14 protein-coding genes are annotated in these 16992 nt (G+C 70.9%); 12 read left to right on the forward strand and 2 right to left on the reverse strand.

The genetic code is table 11. The annotated features are described in order from the left end of the window. The coding region (locus tag E1292_RS55995) for a helix-turn-helix domain-containing protein (RefSeq protein WP_132605469.1) at positions 1–71 on the reverse strand (71 nt) is incomplete at its 3' end. Positions 72–187: 116 nt separating this feature from the next. Between E1292_RS55995 and E1292_RS43530 the strand changes: the two genes are divergently transcribed. The 9 genes from E1292_RS43530 to E1292_RS43570 all read left to right on the forward strand — a co-directional run bounded on the left by E1292_RS43530 (position 188) and on the right by E1292_RS43570 (position 11122). Beyond that, positions 188–1024 carry a carbohydrate ABC transporter permease gene (locus tag E1292_RS43530; RefSeq protein WP_132605449.1) on the forward strand — a complete coding sequence of 279 codons (837 nt, stop codon included), beginning with the start codon at positions 188–190 and terminating at the stop codon, positions 1022–1024. Positions 1025–1228: 204 nt separating this feature from the next. Beyond that, on the forward strand, positions 1229–1519 hold the full coding sequence (locus E1292_RS43535; RefSeq protein WP_342775772.1) for a DUF485 domain-containing protein: 291 nt from the start codon (positions 1229–1231) through the stop codon (positions 1517–1519). Continuing rightward, on the forward strand, positions 1516–3135 hold the full coding sequence (locus E1292_RS43540) for a monocarboxylic acid transporter (RefSeq protein WP_220447350.1): 1620 nt from the start codon (positions 1516–1518) through the stop codon (positions 3133–3135). Before E1292_RS43535 ends, E1292_RS43540 begins: the two co-directional genes overlap by 4 nt. A 261-nt stretch (positions 3136–3396) precedes the next feature. Then, positions 3397–4788, forward strand: a complete 1392-nt coding sequence (locus E1292_RS43545) for an ABC transporter substrate-binding protein (protein WP_132605453.1) — start codon at positions 3397–3399, stop codon at positions 4786–4788. Between the two features lie 40 nt (positions 4789–4828). Then, positions 4829–5722: a carbohydrate ABC transporter permease gene (locus E1292_RS43550; protein ID WP_132605455.1), complete on the forward strand. Its 894-nt coding sequence runs from the start codon at positions 4829–4831 to the stop codon at positions 5720–5722. Continuing rightward, positions 5719–6546: a carbohydrate ABC transporter permease gene (locus E1292_RS54555; protein WP_132605457.1), complete on the forward strand. Its 828-nt coding sequence runs from the start codon at positions 5719–5721 to the stop codon at positions 6544–6546. The genes E1292_RS43550 and E1292_RS54555 overlap by 4 nt, the downstream gene beginning before the upstream one ends. Next, positions 6543–7895 carry a GH1 family beta-glucosidase gene (locus tag E1292_RS43560; protein ID WP_165975043.1) on the forward strand — a complete coding sequence of 451 codons (1353 nt, stop codon included), beginning with the start codon at positions 6543–6545 and terminating at the stop codon, positions 7893–7895. Before E1292_RS54555 ends, E1292_RS43560 begins: the two co-directional genes overlap by 4 nt. A 3-nt stretch (positions 7896–7898) precedes the next feature. Then, positions 7899–9611 carry an alpha-amylase family protein gene (locus E1292_RS43565; RefSeq protein ID WP_132605461.1) on the forward strand — a complete coding sequence of 571 codons (1713 nt, stop codon included), beginning with the start codon at positions 7899–7901 and terminating at the stop codon, positions 9609–9611. After that, positions 9596–11122, forward strand: coding sequence for an FAD-dependent oxidoreductase (locus tag E1292_RS43570; RefSeq protein ID WP_220447351.1), 1527 nt, complete (start codon positions 9596–9598; stop codon positions 11120–11122). Before E1292_RS43565 ends, E1292_RS43570 begins: the two co-directional genes overlap by 16 nt. 140 nt (positions 11123–11262) lie before the next feature. Here the strand turns inward: E1292_RS43570 and E1292_RS43575 are convergent, their stop codons facing one another. Beyond that, entirely contained in the window at positions 11263–12963 is a 1701-nt protein-coding gene (locus E1292_RS43575; protein ID WP_132605463.1) for a glycoside hydrolase family 84 protein, read from the reverse strand. 32 nt (positions 12964–12995) lie between these two features. Between E1292_RS43575 and E1292_RS43580 the strand changes: the two genes are divergently transcribed. The 3 genes from E1292_RS43580 to E1292_RS43590 all read left to right on the forward strand — a co-directional run bounded on the left by E1292_RS43580 (position 12996) and on the right by E1292_RS43590 (position 16968). Continuing rightward, on the forward strand, positions 12996–14855 hold the full coding sequence (locus tag E1292_RS43580) for an MBL fold metallo-hydrolase (RefSeq protein WP_220447352.1): 1860 nt from the start codon (positions 12996–12998) through the stop codon (positions 14853–14855). Further along, positions 14852–15892, forward strand: coding sequence for a LacI family DNA-binding transcriptional regulator (locus tag E1292_RS43585; RefSeq protein ID WP_132605465.1), 1041 nt, complete (start codon positions 14852–14854; stop codon positions 15890–15892). Before E1292_RS43580 ends, E1292_RS43585 begins: the two co-directional genes overlap by 4 nt. 107 nt (positions 15893–15999) lie before the next feature. Next, positions 16000–16968 carry an ROK family protein gene (locus E1292_RS43590; RefSeq protein ID WP_132605467.1) on the forward strand — a complete coding sequence of 323 codons (969 nt, stop codon included), beginning with the start codon at positions 16000–16002 and terminating at the stop codon, positions 16966–16968. Positions 16969–16992: the final 24 nt, after the last annotated feature.

Genomic DNA, 16992 nt, shown 5'->3' on the forward strand with positions numbered 1-16992 from the left:
GCAAGCTCGGAGGCTTGCTCGGGGGTCGGGTGGAAGCGGTACTTGTAGGCCCGCTTCACGATCTGCGCCACGAATCACATCTTACAACAAGATCGGGTAAGAATCGTGCGTGTGTTCGACTTGCGGCGCTGTGCCGCGTTTCCTCCCCGGGGCTGAAGCCCGTGGTCTCCACACTTGAGGAGGTTCGATGAACGGCACGATGAGACACGTCGCGACCGCGGCGAAGGCCGTCGTGCTGGGCGCGTGGCTGCTGATCACGCTGTTCCCGCTCTACTGGATCCTCGTCACCTCGCTCAAGCCCAAGTCCGAGATCTTCTCGATGCCGCTGAAGTACTGGCCGGGCGAGGTGACGTTCGAGCACTACGAGGAGCTGTTCTCCTTTGCCGACTTCGGCGTCTACCTGCTGAACAGCCTGATCGTCTCGCTCGTCGCGGCGGGGGTGGTGACCGCCGTCGGCGTGCTGGGCGGCTACACGCTGGCCCGCTTCGCCTTTCCCGGCAGGGGAGCGGTGATGCTGGCGTTCCTCGTCACGCAGATGATCCCGCTGTTCATCGCGCTCGGGCCGCTCTACCTGCTCATGTCCGATCTCGACCTGCTCAACCGGCTGTCCGGGCTGATGCTGGTGTACGTGGCGATGCTGGTGCCGTTCGCCACGATCATCATGCGCGGTTTCTACGAGCGGGTGCCGGTCGCTCTGGAGGAGGCCGCCCAGGTGGACGGCGCCTCGCGGCTGGTGGCGATGGTGCGGGTGGTGATCCCGGTCATGCTGCCGGGCATCGCGGCCACGTTCATCTTCGCGTTCGTGCAGTGCTGGAACGAGCTCTTCCTGGCGATCACCTTCATCGACAGCGAGGACGCCAAGACCATCCCGGTGGCCATGAACTCCTTCATCACCCAGTACGACATCGACTGGGGCTCGATGGCGGCCGCCACGGTGATCTCCGTGCTGCCCACGCTGGTGCTCTTCGCCGCTATCCGGCGGTACATCGTCGAAGGGCTCACCGCTGGGGCCGTAAAGGGGTGAAAGGGAAAGCCAACCGCTCACCGCGCCAGACAGACCTTTCACCGCAGGCCATCCCCAACTAAGCGCCGGACGGCGGCGGCTCGCCGAACAACTCGGCCACGGATCTCCACGACCGGTAGGTTGCGCTCTTACGTTGGGCGTGATCCGCATCACAGTGGAGGGCTCGTGTCGACTCAAGAACATGACGCATCGGTTTACGAACAAGTGCAGGGGAGCGCTGAGTTCCAGGATCTGAAGAGGCGCTTCCGCCGCTGGACCTTTCCCATGACCGTCGCGTTCCTCGCGTGGTACCTGCTGTACGTGGTGCTGTCGGGATGGGCGCGCGACTTCATGGGGATCAAGCTGTGGGGCGACATCAACGTGGGGCTCGTCCTGGGCCTGCTGCAGTTCGTCTCCACCTTCCTCATCGCGTGGGCGTACTCCAGGCACGCGGAGAAGTCGCTCGACCCTATCGCCGACAAGCTCCGCCACGAGGTTGAGGAGAAGACCAAGTGAGCTCGACCACCTTGGGGATGATCCTCTTCCTCACGTTCGTCGCCGCCACGCTGGGGATCACCGTCTGGGCGAGCCGGCAGACCAAGACGGCCGCCGACTACTACGCGGGCGGCCGGTCGTTCAGCGGCGCGCAGAACGGCCTGGCGATCGGCGGCGACTACATGTCGGCCGCCTCCTTCCTCGGCATCGCCGGCATCATCGCCCTGTCGGGCTACGACGGGTTCCTGTACTCGATCGGGTTCCTGGTGGCGTGGCTGGTCGCGCTGCTGCTGGTGGCCGAGTTGATGCGGAACTCCGGCAAGTTCACCATGGCCGACGTGCTCGCCTTCCGGATGAGCCCGCGCCCGGTGCGCACCGCCGCCGGCGTGTCCACGATCGTCGTCAGCATCTTCTACCTGCTGGCCCAGATGGTCGGCGCGGGCGCCCTGGTCGGCCTGCTGCTCGGCATCGAGTCGGAGGCGGGCAAGCTCTGGACGATCATCGGCGTCGGCGCGCTGATGATCGTGTACGTGGTGTTCGGCGGCATGAAGGGCACCACCTGGGTGCAGATCGTCAAGGCCGTGCTGCTGATGACGGGCGCCGCCCTGGTGACGCTGCTGGTGCTGGGCAAGTTCGGCTTCAACCTGTCGGCGCTGCTGAGCCAGGCGGCCACCACGAGCGGCCCGTCGGGCAACTCCGGCAGCTTCCTCGTCCCCGGCCTGAAGTACGGCACCGAGGCGCAGGGCCTCGCGGGCAAGATCGACTTGATCAGCCTCGGCCTCGCCCTGGTGCTCGGCACGGCGGGCCTGCCGCACATCCTCATCCGCTTCTACACCGTCCCCACGGCCAAGGACGCCCGCAAGTCCGTGCTCTGGGGCATCGGCATCATCGGCGCGTTCTACCTGCTCACGCTGGTGCTGGGCTTCGGCGCGGCGGCCCTGGTCGGCCGGGAGGAGATCGTCGCCGGTGACCCGGGAGGCAACACGGCGGCGCCGCTGCTCGCGTTGCGGATCGGTGAGGAGATCTTCGGCCCGGTGGGCGGCACGATCCTGCTGGCCTTCATCGGCGCCGTCGCCTTCGCCACGATCCTCGCGGTGGTGGCCGGCCTCACGCTCGCCTCCTCCTCCAGCTTCGCCCACGACCTGTACGCGCACGTCTTCCGGCGCGGCCAGGCCAGCGAGCGGCAGGAGGTCGTGGTGGCACGGATCTCCGCCCTGGTGATCGGCGCCATCGCCATCGGCCTGAGCATCCTGGCGCAGAGCCAGAACGTCGCCTTCCTGGTGGCGCTGGCGTTCGCCGTCGCCGCTTCGGGCAACCTGCCGGCGATCCTCTACAGCCTGTTCTGGAAGAGGTTCAACACCACCGGCGCGGTCAGCGCCATCTACGGCGGCCTGCTCTCCGCCCTGGTGCTGGTGATCTTCTCGCCGGTGGTCTCCGGGGGTCCCGCGGCGCTGTTCAAGGACTCCGACTTCTCCTGGTTCCCGCTGAGCAACCCGGGCATCATCTCGATCCCGCTCGGCTTCCTCTGCGGCTGGCTCGGCACGATCATGAGCAAGGAGTACAACGCCGCCAAGTACGCCGAGATCGAGGTCCGCTCCCTCACCGGCGTCGGCTCGGAGAAGGCCGTCAAGCACTGACACCTTTCTCCTCCGAGGGCCCGGCCTCCCAAGGCCGGGCCCTTTGTGCTGTCTGGTAGGGGTTTGTGGACACTTGAGCAGGTGTCTCACATCCGTTCTTGTCGCTAACGACACCGAAACGCAGTGAAAAGAGTGGTTGACGGGATTTCAGCGGTATGGGTACGTTCTCAGATGTGTGAACGTTGCCACACTGGCCTGGCGCCACGTGGCCGTCATCAGCATGCCTGATGCCCCGCTTGCTCAGTGTGGAGGCGAAACCCCATGAGATCCCCCCTCGTCCGCTGGTCCGTCCTGTCGGTGTCCCTGGCGCTGGCCCTCACCTCGTGTGCCAAGGGCACCGGTGGCGGCGCCGCGCCGACCCCGTCGGCCGGCCAGTTCAACCCCGGCGCCACGTTCAGCGGCTCCATCTCCGTGATGGGCTTCGGCGCGACCGACGAGATCGGGACGACCCGCGTCGACCTGGCCGAGAAGGCCCTCGTCGGCGCGGAGATCAAGCTGATCGAGGGTGACCTCGACATCCAGCAGTTCCTGTCCGCGGTCGCCGCCGGCGACCCGCCGGACATCATCTACGCCAACCGCGACCAGATCGGCACCTTCGCCTCGCGCGGCGCGATCATGCCGCTGACCGAGTGCATCAAGGGCGAGTCGATCGACACCTCGATGTACAACAAGAACGCGCTCGGCCAGGTGACGTTCGGCGAGCAGATCTGGGCCATCCCCGAGTTCAACCAGGTCCAGATCACCATGGCCAACGCCGACCTGCTCAAGCAGGCCGGGCTGACGATCGGGGACGTCAACGGCTCCGACTGGAGCAAGGTCACCGCCGCGGCCAAGAAACTGGTCAAGGCCCCTGGCGGCAAGCTCAAGGTGATCGGCTACGACAGCAAGCTGCCGGAGTTCCTGCCCCTGTGGGCCAAGGCCAACGGCGCCGACCTGCTGTCGGCCGACGGCAGGACCGCCCAGCTCAACAACCCCGCCGTGGTCAAGGCGCTGGAGTTCGCCGTCGGCATCTACGACGCGCAGGGCGGCTTCGCCAAGGTCAAGGCCGTGCGCGACTCCGCCGACTTCTTCGGCAAGGGCAACCAGTTCGCCAAGAACGAGCTGGGCGCCATGCCGATGGAGCAGTGGTACGTCAACGTGCTCAACGACGTCTCGCCCAAGGCGCCCCTGGTCTTCGACACCTTCCGCACCCCGCAGGGCCAGCCACTGGCCTACTCGTCCGGCTCGTCGTGGGCCATCCCCAAGGGCTCCAAGAACCCCGGCGCCGCCTGCCGCTTCGCCAAGACCATGACGCTCGTGGACACCTGGAAGGCCGCCGCCCAGGCCCGCCTGGACAAGCGCAAGGCCGACGGCAAGCCGTTCACCGGCGTGCTCACCGGCAACGTCAAGGCCGACGCGGAGATCGAGAAGATGCTCACCTCGGGCGGCGAGCCCTGGGACGCGGGCGTCAAGGCCGTCTACGAGGCCAACGAGAACACCTTCAGCCTTCCCGCCAACCCGGCCGACAAGGAGTTCAAGGACGCCTGGCAGGGCGCCGTGAACCGGGTGCTCAACGGCCAGGACGAGCCGAAGGCCGCGCTCGACAAGGCCCAGCAGGACGCTCAGAAGGCGCTCGACGAGGCATGGGCCGGCTGGACGAAGCGTACGAACTGAGATGCTCCGCTCCCACTCCCGGCCCCGGCTCCGGACGTCCATGCGGTTCGTCGAGACACGGGCGGCGCTGCTGTTCATCAGCCCGTGGATCCTCGGATTCCTGATCTTCACCGCGTGGCCCGTCATCAACAGCGCCTACCTGTCGCTGACCGACTACGACGTGATCAACGACCCGTCGTTCGTCGGGTTCGACAACTACAAGACCCTCTTCGAGGATCCCAAGGTCGGGCTGGCGCTCAGGAACACGTTCATCTTCATGGTGATGTCGGTCCCGACCCAGCTGGTCGTGTCCCTGGGCCTGGCGCTGCTGCTCAACAGCGCCACGAGGGCCACGGGCTTCTTCCGCACGGCCTTCTTCCTGCCCAAGATGACGCCGCCGGTCGCCGTCGGCATCCTGCTGCTGATGCTGTTCAACGGGCAGAGCGGCCTGATCAACGGCTTCCTCGGCATCTTCGGCATCGACGGGCCCGCCTGGACCACCGACCCCAACTGGGTCAAGCCAGGCCTGGTGCTGATGAGCCTGTGGACCGTCGGGTCGTCGGTGGTCATCATCCTGGCCGCGCTGCGCGGCGTCCCCCAGGAGCTGTACGACTCCGCCGTCGTCGACGGGGCCGGATGGTGGAAGCGCACGCTGCGCATCACCGTGCCGATGATCAGCCCCACGCTGTTCTTCCTGTTCATCGTGGACAGCATCAACGCCCTGCAGTCGTTCACGGAGGCGTACACCGCCTTCTTCGGCTCGGGCAACACCACCTACAGCAACGACGCAGCGCTGTTCTACGCCATCTACCTGTTCCAGCAGGCCTTCGAGTTCCTGCACATGGGCTACGCCTCGGCCCTGGCCTGGCTGCTGTTCATCGTGATCATGGCGATCACGGTCGTGCAGATCCTGGTGACCAGGCGGTTCGTCCACTATGAAGGGGGGAACCCGTGAGGCGCGCCCGGCTGATCCTGACGTGGACCGCGCTGAGCGCGTTCGCCATCGCGTTCATCTACCCGTTCGTCTGGCTGCTCAGCGCCTCCTTCAAGCCGCGCAGCGAGGTGTTCGACCACCGGCTGATCCCCGAGACGTTCACCTTCGACAACTACATCCAGGTCTGGCAGGAGGCGCCGCTGGCGCTGTGGATGCTGAACACGCTCTTCGTGACCGTGCTGGCGGCGGTGGCCGTGACGATCACGAGCGCGATGGTGGCGTGGGGCTTCGCCTACTTCCGCTTCCCCGGCAGGGGCGCGCTGTTCGGCGTCGTGCTCGGCACGATGATGTTGCCGGGCGCGGTCACCATGATCCCGGTCTTCCTCATCTGGAACTCCCTCGGCATGGTCGGCACGCTGACCCCGCTGTGGGCCCAGAACCTGTTCGGCAGCGCCTTCTACATCTTCCTGCTGCGCCAGTTCTTCCTCGGGCTGCCGCGCGAGCCGTTCGAGGCGGCGAAGATCGACGGCGCGAACAACTGGCAGATCTTCACCAGGGTCGCCCTGCCGCTGTGCAAGCCGGCGGTCGTGGTGACGCTGCTGTTCGAGTTCCAGGCGGCCTGGACCGACCTGATGCGGCCGCTCATCTACCTGCGCGACTCCAGCACGTTCACCGTGCCGCGCGGGCTGAAGGCGCTGCTCGACCAGTTCGGGTTCGGCGGCGAATGGCACTGGGAGATCGTCATGACGGCCAGCGTGATCACCACCATCCCGATGATCATCCTGTTCTTCCTCGGCCAGAAACACTTCGTCAAGGGCATCGCGACCACAGGGAGCAAGGGGTGAGTTTTCCCGCGGGATTCCTCTGGGGCGCGGGCACGTCCGCGTACCAGATCGAGGGCCACCACGGCAGGGGCGAGTCGGTGTGGGACACGTTCTGCCGGCGGCCCGGCGCCGTGGAGGGCGGCGGCGACGGCTCCCGGGCGTGCGACTCCTACCTGCGCTGGCGTGAGGACGTCGAGCTGGTCAAGGAGCTCGGGCTGCGCGCCTACCGCTTCTCCACCGGCTGGTCGCGGGTCATGCCCGACGGCGTGCGCCCCGACCCGAAGGCGCTCGACCACTACGAGCGCTTCGTCGACGCGCTGCTCGAAGCCGGGGCGGAGCCCGTGCTCACGCTCAACCACTGGGACATGCCCGCCGCGCTGACCGGCGGCTGGGCCGAGCGTGCCACCGTGGCCGCATTCGCCGCCTACACCGAGGCGGTCGCCGGGCGGCTCGCCGACCGGGTCACCTGGTGGATCACCCAGAACGAGCCGTGGATCATCGCGCTGCTCGGCTACCAGCTCGGCCTGCACGCCCCCGGCGTCGCCGACCTGGGCACGGCCGTCAAAGCCGGCCACCACGTGCTGCTCGGCCACGGCGCGGCGGCCGACGTGCTGCACGCCCACCCCGGCGTGCTGGCCGGCTCGGCGCTCAGCCTCTTCCCCTGCGACCCGGCCACCGGCAGCGAGGCCGACCGCGCGGCGGCCACCGGCTCCGACGGCTACGTCAACCGGTGGTACCTCGACCCGCTGCTCGCCGGCGGCTACCCCGCCGACATGCGCGGGCACTGGGAGCGGGCGCTCGGCCACGGCCTGGACTTCATCCAGGACGGCGACGAGGCCGCCATCGGCGGGCGCAGCGACTTCCTCGGCGTCAACTACTACACCAGGCGCGTCATGGCCGCCGCGCCGCCTGCCCCGTTCCCCTGGCGGGTGGTCGGGCCCAGCGGCGACGTGGCCAGGACCGACGAAGGCTGGGAGATCAACGCGGGGGCGCTGCGCGACCTGCTGACCGGCCTGAGCCGTCGCTTCCCCCGCACGCCGCTGATGGTCACCGAGAACGGCGGCGTCTTCGGCGACACGCCCGCACACGACGGCCAGGTCCACGACAACCGCAGGATCGCGTTCCTGCGCGACCACGTCGCGGCCGTCGGCGAGGCCATCGACGCCGGTGCCGACGTGCGCGGCTACCTCCACTGGTCGCTCATGGACAACTTCGAGTGGGCGCTCGGCTACCGCCCCAGGTTCGGGCTCGTCCACGTCGACTACGCGACCGGCGCCCGGACGGTCAAGGACTCCGGGCGCTACTACGCCCGGCTCATCGCCGGGGGCGGCGCCGCCCCCGCCCTGCCCAGGATCGAGGCTTACGGCTAGACCATGCGGATCACCACCACGGACACCGCCTACCACCTGGACAGCGGGCACTACCGGCTGACCGTCTCGCGCACCGACCCCAGCGCCGAGCTGGAAGGCTGGCTGACGCTCAGCCTCGTCGCCTCCGTCTCCACCAGGAGCGACCGCGACGAGACGTACGAGACCCTGCCACCCGTGCTCGCCGAGCGCGGCGACGTGGCCGTCTTCGACTTCCCTCAGCGTTCGACCGCGTGGGAGGCCAAGACCGTCCGCCTCACCTGCACCCCCGAGACGATCGCGCTGGAGGTGCGGGTCGAGGGCGACGGCGTGATCGGCGACGTGACGCTGCTCGGCGGGCGGGCCGTGCTCAACACCCGCGCGGCCGGCACGTTCCGCTCGGCGGTGCACGCGCGCGGCGTCTTCAACCCCACGCCCACGCATCCGGTGCACGTGGTGCGGCCGGTGTCGGCGCCGCTCGCCCTCACCGTGATCGGCGACGCCTCGCCGGGCCGCCTGCACGCCGTCTTCTCGCCGCCGCCGCTGGCCCTGGCCTTCAGCAAGGAGGAGCCCGACGGCGGCGCCACCTCCGTCCCGGACGGCCCCTGGCTGGGCGCCTCGGTGCGCGCCGGGATCGCGGATATGACCTTCACCGAGCTCCGGTACGAGCCGCTCGACGGCGGCGCCCTGCTGCGGCTGGACTACGAGTGCCAGACGGCGGTGAGCGGCGCGTGGACGTCGCCGGCCGTGGTGTTCCGGGCCGCGTCGTCCCCCTGGGAGGCCATCTCCCACCACCGGGAGGACCTCGTCGAGCACGGCCTGGCCCCGCGGGGACCGGCCGGGGAGCGGCACGACTGGTGGAGCGGGACGATCTTCTGCGGCTGGGGCGCCCAGTGCGCGCGGGCCGACGGACGCTCACCGGTCGAGCTGTCCCGTCAGGACCTCTACGACGCGTGGCTGGCCAGGCTGGAGGAGCACGGCGTGGTGCCCGCCACCATCGTCATCGACGACCGGTGGCAGCTCACCTACGGCAACCTGGAGCCCGACCCCGACAAGTGGCCCGGGCTGCGCGAGTGGATCGCCGACCGGCACGCGCGCGGGCAGCGGGTGCTGCTGTGGTGGCGCGCGTGGTCGCCCGACGGGCTGCCCGCCGAGGAGTGCGTGACCGACGCCGCGGGCCGCGCCGTGGCCGCCGACCCGTCGAACCCCGCCTACCGGCGCAGGATCGGCGAGATCATGCGCCGGCTCCTCGGCGACCTCGACGCCGACGGATTCAAGATCGACTTCACGCAGTGGTTCCCCAGCGGGTCGCACCTCAAGGCGTACGGCTCCACGTGGGGGTTCTCCCTCCTGCACGAACTGCTCGGCACCATGTACGCCGCCGCCAAACGCGTCAAACCCGACGCCCTGATGATCACCCACACCCCGCACCCCGCGTTCGGCGACGTCAGCGACATGATCCGGCTCAACGACGTGCTGGAGCTCGACGCCCGCGGCGAGCCCGTGCCCGCCGTCGACCAGCTCCGCTTCCGCCACGCGGTGGCCGTCCACGCCATGCCGGAGCACCTCGTCGACACCGACCAGTGGCCCATGCCGAGCCGGGCCGACTGGCTCGCCTACGCGCGGGCGCAACCGTCGCTCGGCGTGCCCGCCCTCTACTACGTGGAGTCCATCGACAACACCGGCGAGCCGATCACCGGCGACGACCTGCGCCAGGTGGCGGCGTGGTGGCGGCGATGAGGCAGGCCGAGGTCGTCGTGTACGGCGCGACGTCGGCGGGCGTGTGCGCCGCCGTCGCGGCCGCCCGCCGCAGCCTCGACACCGTGCTGCTCGAACCCGGCCGGCACGTCGGCGGCATGACCTCCGGCGGGCTCGGCTACACCGACATCGGCGACCCCCGAGTGCTGGGCGGGATGGCCGCCGAGTTCCGCAGGGCCGTCGCCGACGCCTACGGCGTGGCGCCCGGCCACTACGCCGGGCCGGAGCCGCACGTCGCCGAGGGCATCCTCGTGTCGTGGCTGGAACGCGCCGGCGTGGAGGTCGTGTACGACGCCCCGCTGCGCACGGTGGTCACCTCAGGGGAGCGGATCTTCTCCGTCGTCACCCACCAGGGCGACTACACCGCCGGCGCCTTCGTGGACGCGAGCTACGAGGGCGACCTGATGGCCGCCGCGGGCGTGTCGTACCGGGTCGGCAGGGAGGACCGCACGCTGCACGGGGAGACCTTCGCCGGGCGGCGCGAGGTCGTGCCCGGCATGCACAACTTCCCGCCGTGGATCTCACCCTTCCGCGCCGACGGCACGCTGCTGCCGCAGGTCGCCGACGCGCCCATGGCCGAGGTGGGCGCCGGCGACGGCGGCGTCATGTCGTACGGCTACCGCGTCTGCCTGACCAGCGCCGCCGACCGCATCCCGATCGAGCGGCGGCCCGGCTACGACGAGGAGCACTGGGAGCTCGGGCGGCGGTTGTTCCGCCACTGGCGCGAGCAGGGCGTCGAGCCCCGCGCCGGGCGCCTCGTCGGCCTGGAGCCGAACCTCCCGGGCGGCAAGTGCGACGGCAACTCGCTCGGGCCGTTCTCCCTCAGCGTGCTCGACCGCTCCGCCTGGGACTACCCCGACGCCGGCCCCGACGAGCGCGAGCGCATCCGGCTGCACCACCTGCATCACGCCCAGGACCTGCTGTACTTCCTCACCCACGACCCCGAGGTGCCCGCGAGCGTGCGGGCCGAGCTGGGGCGCTGGGGGCTGCCGCCCGACGAGTTCGCCGACACCGGCCACCTGCCGCACCAGCTGTACGTGCGCGAGGCGCGGCGGATGCTGGGGGACACGCACCTGACGGAGCACGACCTCGTCCGGAGCCGCCCGCAGGCGGACGCCATCGCCATGGGGTCGTACCACCTCGACATCCGCGAGGTGCAGCGGACCTGGCGGCAGGTGTACGAGCATCCCGACCCGGTGCCGATGGTCGTCACCGAGGGCTACCTGTCGGTGGGGGTCGCCCCCTACCAGATCCCGTACGCGGCGATCGTGCCCCGGCGGGCGGAGTGCGGCAACCTCGTGGTGCCGGTGTGCCTGTCGGCCTCGCACGTGGCGTTCTCCTCCATCCGGATGGAGGTGCAGTACCAGATGCTCGGCCACGCCGCCGGGCTGGCCGCGGCGCAGGCCGCGGGGAGCGGCAAGGCGGTGCAGGACATCGACGTCGCCGCCCTTCAGGACGACCTGTCCGCCGCCGGTCAGGTGCTCTCCCTCTGACGTCGGCGGCGCGCCCGGGTGGTGGAGAGCGCCGCTGCGAGGACCGCGCGGCCCAGGCGCGCCCCAGAGGGCCGGCGCGGTCAGCGTCTCACGCCGGGGTCCTGAGCGGTCGGCGCGTCACGCCGTGAGGACCGGCGCGGTCAGGGGGCGGCGTGGTGACCGGCCTGTTCCAGGGCGGCCCGGACGAACGGCGGGATCACCCGGCGCAGGACGTTCGCCTTGTGCTCCTCGGCCCTGGCCAGGGCCCGCGCCACGGCGGGGGCACGGGCCTGACGGGCTTCCTGGGCGACGCCGAGCAGGTCGAGGGCCGTCAGGCCCGCCACGGCCATGTCCTTGGCGGCCGCCACCCAGCGGGCCAGCTCCGCGGCGATCGGCCCAGGCGCGTCCAGCGGCAGCTCGGCCAGCCGGGTCAGCTCGGCGCGCAGCCGTACGGACGGCTCGCCCTTCAGCGCGTCCGCGCACAGGGTGGTGAGCACCGGGCTCTGGTCGGCGCCAGGAGGCCAGGACGAGCACGCCTCCACCAGCGGCAGCAGCTCCGCGACGCCCGGCAGCAACCGTACGGCGCGCTCGTGGGACCGGGCCGGATCGTAGGCCGCCGGGTGCCAGGCGTAGTCGGCCACGGTCGTGAGCGCGATCCGGGACGCCGCCGCCTCCACCATCGGGTTGGCCGTGATGCCCTCCAGCGGGACGCCGTCCAGCTCCGTCGCCCGCCCGACCAGCGGGCCCAGGAAGACCCGGTCGAAGTCGAAGTCGTTGACCGGGAAGTTGTCCCACAGGGCGACGCGGTGGCCGTAGGAGGCCGCGGCGGCGGTCATGTCGCGCGCGGAGATCTCGCCGACCACCACGTCGGACCCGGTCCACCAGACCAGCACGTCGGGCGGCAGCTCGGCGGCGAGCCGGTCGCGGTAGGCGGTCCTGCCGGTGCCGGCGTAGTCGGTGGGCACCATGGTCAGCGGCCGGTCGGCCCCGCGGACGGCGAGGAACTCCGCGGCGAAGTCGCGGCAGACGGCCGCGTGGGCGCCGGCGCTCGCGCCCTCCCGCGTGCCGAACGCCTGCCGGTCGGGCTCGTGCCGCAGCTCGGGCGGGATGTCGTCGAACAGCAGCGCGAACTCCCTGACGCCCACCTTCCACACCTGCTCCGCCTTCGCCCGCAGCGCCGCCCGCTCACCGGCGTCGCTGTAGACCATCGACAGGCCGGGGCTCAGCGCGAACACGAACCTGACGTGCCGCGCCGCCGCCTCCGCCACGAGCTCGGCCAGCCTGGCCAGCTCCTCCTCCGGGTACGGCTCCCGCCACCGCTCCCGGTGGAAGGGGTCGTCCTTGGGGGCGTAGACGTAGGCGTTGAGCTTGTGCCTGCCGGAGAAGCGCAGGTGTTCCATGCGGTCGGCGTGGGTCCACGGAGTGCCGTAGAAACCCTCGATGGTGCCCCGGAGCGGCAGGTCCGGCCAGTCGCGTATCTCGGCCTCCGGCACGCACACCCGATGGTCGGAGCACGGGGGCCATGGGGGCGCCGCCAGGGCGAGCAGCGTCTGCGCGCCGTAGAAGGCGCCCGCGGGGTCCGCGCCGACGATCAGCACGCGGTCGCGGGCGGCGCTCAGCGTGTATCCCTCCGGCGGCAGACCCGCTCCGGCGTCCACCCGCACCTCAACCGCCACAGCGTCACCCGGCGCCCCGGCCGGTGGGACGTCCCGCCCCCCGGGCGCGTTCGCGGACCCGAGAGCGCGCAGGGCGGCGGTGGCGGTGGCGGGGCCGGGCTGGATGCGGCACCCGCTCAGGTCAACGTGCGACCGGCCGATCGCGGTCGTTTTCGGATGGGGGACGATCCAGTCCAGGGCATGCATTGTGGGAACGATACCGGATACAATCTCGCCCCGTGAGCGAGGATGTGACCGAAGTTTTGCCCGGGGTGTTCCGAGTTTTGGACACCTGCCACGTCTATGTCATCGCGGCTCCCGCCCGGCCGGGAGCGGAACGCACCGGGATCGCCATCGACTTCGGCTCCGGCCGTGTGCTCGACCTCCTGGAAGAGCTCGGCCTCGACCGGCTCACCGATGTACTCATGACACACCACCACCGTGACCAGGCACAAGGCCTGGCCAAGGCGGTGGAGGCGGGCGTGGCCGTGCACGTGCCGCCGGTCGAGCGCGACCTGTTCGAGAAGGTCGGCGACATGTGGCAGGGGCGGCGCATCAGCAACGACTACGACCTGCGCGACGACCGGTTCTCCTTGCTGGAGCCGGTGCGGGTCGACGGCGTGGTGCCCGAATACCGCACGGCCCGCTACGGCGGCGTGGACGTCCGCGTCCTGCCCACCCCCGGCCACACTCCTGGCTCCGTCAGCTACCTGGTGGAGGCCGGCGGCACGAAGGCGGCCTTCACCGGCGACCTGATCTACGCGCCGGGAAAGGTGTGGTCGCTGGCCGCCACCCAGTGGTCCTACACCGAGAACGAAGGCCCCGCGATGGTCGTCCTGAGCTCCGAGCTGCTCCAGCGGGAGGAGCTCGACGTGCTGCTGCCCTCGCACGGCGAGCCGATGACCGACCCCGCGGACGCGCTCGCGCGGCTGTCCACGGCCATGCAGCGCTACGTCGACTTCCGCCGCCCGCACCCCTGGAACGTGCGCGGGCTGCTGGCCGAGCCGTTCATCGAGGTCACCCCCCACCTGCTGATGAACAGGAGCAGCCAGTCCTACAGCTATGTCCTGCTGTCGGAGTCGGGCGCGGCCATGGTGTTCGACTTCGGCTACGACATGTGCACCGGCCTGGTGCACAGCACCGCGCGTGAGGCCCGCCGGCCGTGGCTGGCGTCGCTGCCCGCGCTGCGCGAGCTCCACGGCGTCACCGAGGTCGAGGTGGCGCTGCCCACCCACTACCACGACGATCACGTGGCGGGCATGCCCCTGCTGCGCGACGTCGAGGGCACCGAGATCTGGGCGCCGTCCCACATCGCCCCGATCCTGGCCACGCCGCTCCACCACGACCTGCCCTGCCAGTGGTTCGACCCGATCCCCGCCGACCGGGTGCTGGAGCTGGGGGAGACGGTGCGGTGGCACGAGTACGAGATCACGGTGCACGACCTGCCGGGGCACACGCTGTTCGCGGCGGCGTACGAGTTCGAGGTGGACGGGCACCGGGTGCTGGTCACCGGCGACCAGCAGGACGGGAGCGGCATCCCGGGGGAGCGCCAGGAGATCCTGAACTTCCAGTACAAGAACAGGTTCAGGATCGAGGACTACCGCAGGAGCGCCGCGCTCTACCGGCGGCTCCGCCCCGACCTCATGGTCAGCGGCCACTGGCGGCCCCGCTGGGTGGACGACGACTACCTGCGCATGCTCACCGAGCGCGGCGAGGAGCTCGTCGCCCTCCACCACGACCTGCTCCCGCTCGACCGGCTCGATGTGGGGGCCGACACGGTGCTGTGCCGCCTGACCCCCTACTATTCGAGCGTCCCCGCCGGGGGCGAGATCACGCTGACGGCCACGGTGCGCAACCCCTGGCCGGGCAAGGCGACGGTCACCGTGGAGCCGGTCGTCCCGCCGGGCTGGCGGCGCGAGGCCGGGCCTTCGACGCTGAGGCTGGACGGAGGGGGTATGGATCAGGTGCACCTCCGTCTCGGCGCGGACGCCGTGCCGCGGCGCCGCGTACGCCTCGCCGTCGATGTGACCATCGGCGACCTGCGTCTCGGGCAGCACGCCGAGGCGCTGGTCGACGTGGTCGGGGAAGGGAATCGATGACCGTAGAGCGGCGCCCGTCCCCCAGCCGTTCGCGGCGTCCCACGATCAAGGACGTCGCGGAGGCCGCCGGCGTCTCGCGCTCCACCGTCTCCCGGGCACTGACCGGCCGGGGCTACGCGGCCAGCGACGTGCGCGAGCGGGTGCTCCGGGCGGCGGCCGAGCTCGGCTACGTGCCCGACGTGATGGCCCGCACGCTCAAGCAGCAGGTGAGCAGGTCCGTCGGCGTCCTGGTGAGCGACTTGCGCAACCCGTTCTACGCGGAGCTGGCCGCGGGGGCCAGCAGGGAGGCCCGCGAGCGCGGCTACACGATGGTCCTGGCGGACACGAGCCTGTCGGCCGAGGCGGAGAGCGAGGCCGCGGAGGCGCTCGTGGCGCTCCGGGTGGCCGGCGTGGTCGTGACGCCCAACTCCTCGGCGGTCTCCACCTACCTGAGCGCCCACGGCATCCCGGTCGTCGAGGTCGACCGGCAGTTCGCGGCGGGCTCGACCGACGGCGTCGTGGTCGGCAACCGCGTCGGCGCCCGCACGGCCACCTCCCACCTGGTCGAGCTGGGTCACCGCCGGATTGCGCTGTTCATCGACGAGACCGACTGGACCACCGGCTACGAGCGCTACCAGGGCTATCTCGAAGCGCTCGCGGCCGGCGGCATCAAGGTCGAGCCCGAGCTGGTCGTCTCGTCGGGCTGGGACGTCGCCGACTCCCGGCGCAGGGCGCTCGACATGCTGCGCGGGCCCGACCGGCCCACGGCCGTCTTCGCGGCCAACAACGTGCTCGCCGAGGGCGTCTGGCGGGCGATCGGCGAGCTGGGGCTGCGGGTGCCCGGCGACATCAGCCTCGTGGCCTTCGACGACACGCCCTGGATGAGCATGGTCTCGCCCACGGTCAGCGCGGTCTCGCAGAACACGTACGGGCTCGGCGCGACCGCCGTACGCCGCTTGTCGGAGCGGATCGAGATGCCCGAGGCCGACTCGGTCACCACGGTGCTCAACGTGCGGCTGATCAGCCGCGAGTCCACCGCACCGCCCCCCGAGATCTGACATTTCGGCATATGCCGCGTTGACCCGTGGGGAAAGGTCGCCCTAGGATCCCCGTGTGGGAACGATGTCACAGTCCTGGTGCGGCGCCCGTTCCCGTCGGAGGCCCAATGGAGCACGATCTTCCCCCCGTTCTGTCGCTGGACATCGGCGGCACCAAACTCGCCGCGGGCGTCGTCACCGGCGACGGCCGGATCCACGGCTGGCAGCTCACCCCCACCCTCAGGGACGAGGGGCCGCGGCGGGTGCTGTCCAGGCTCTTCGACCTGGGCAGGAAGGCCATCGCCGAGGCGGGCGTGCCCCACGTGGCGGCGGTCGGCATCTCCTGCGGCGGGCCGCTCGACGCGGCGGCCGGCGTGCTGGAGTGCCCGCCGCACCTGCCCGGGTGGATCGACATCCCGATCGGCGCGATGGCGACGGAGGCGTTCGGCGTCCCGTCCGCGCTTGAGAACGATGCCACGGCCGCCGCGCTGGGCGAATTCCGCCATGGAGCGGGCCGCGGCACGTCCACGATGCTCTACCTCACCGTGTCGACCGGCGTCGGCGGCGGCTCCGTCATCGGCGGGCGCCTGCACCGGGGCGCGGCCGGCAACGGCGGCGAACTGGGCCACGTGATGGTCAGGCCCGGCGGGCGCGCCTGCTCGTGCGGCCGGCTGGGCTGCCTGGAGGCGTACGCGTCCGGCACCTCCATCGCCGAGCGCGCCCGCGAGGCCGTCGCCGCCGGGCGCGCCTCGTCCCTGTCCGCCGTCGAGTCCCCGACGGCCGAGGACGTCTCCCTCGCGGCGGCCGCCGGTGACGCGCTCGCGAACGAGATCTGGGACGAGACCACAGGGGCGCTCGGCACCGCGATCACCGACCTCGTGAACGCCTTCGAACCGGAGCTCGTCGTCCTCGGCGGCGGCGTCACCCGTTCCGGCGCCCGGCTTCTCGACCCCGTCGCCGCCGCCGTCGCCAGGGACGCCATGCCTCCCGCGGCCCGCGCCGCCCGCATCGAGCTCGCACAGCTCGGCGCGGGGGTGTGCGTGGTCGGCGCCGGCGCCGTCGCACACGACCTCGTCACAGGAAAGACCGATGCCTGACCTGCCCCCGCTCACCGCACCCCC

Origin of the sequence: Nonomuraea deserti (assembly GCF_004348685.1) — a bacterium.
GTDB lineage: Bacteria > Actinomycetota > Actinomycetes > Streptosporangiales > Streptosporangiaceae > Nonomuraea > Nonomuraea deserti.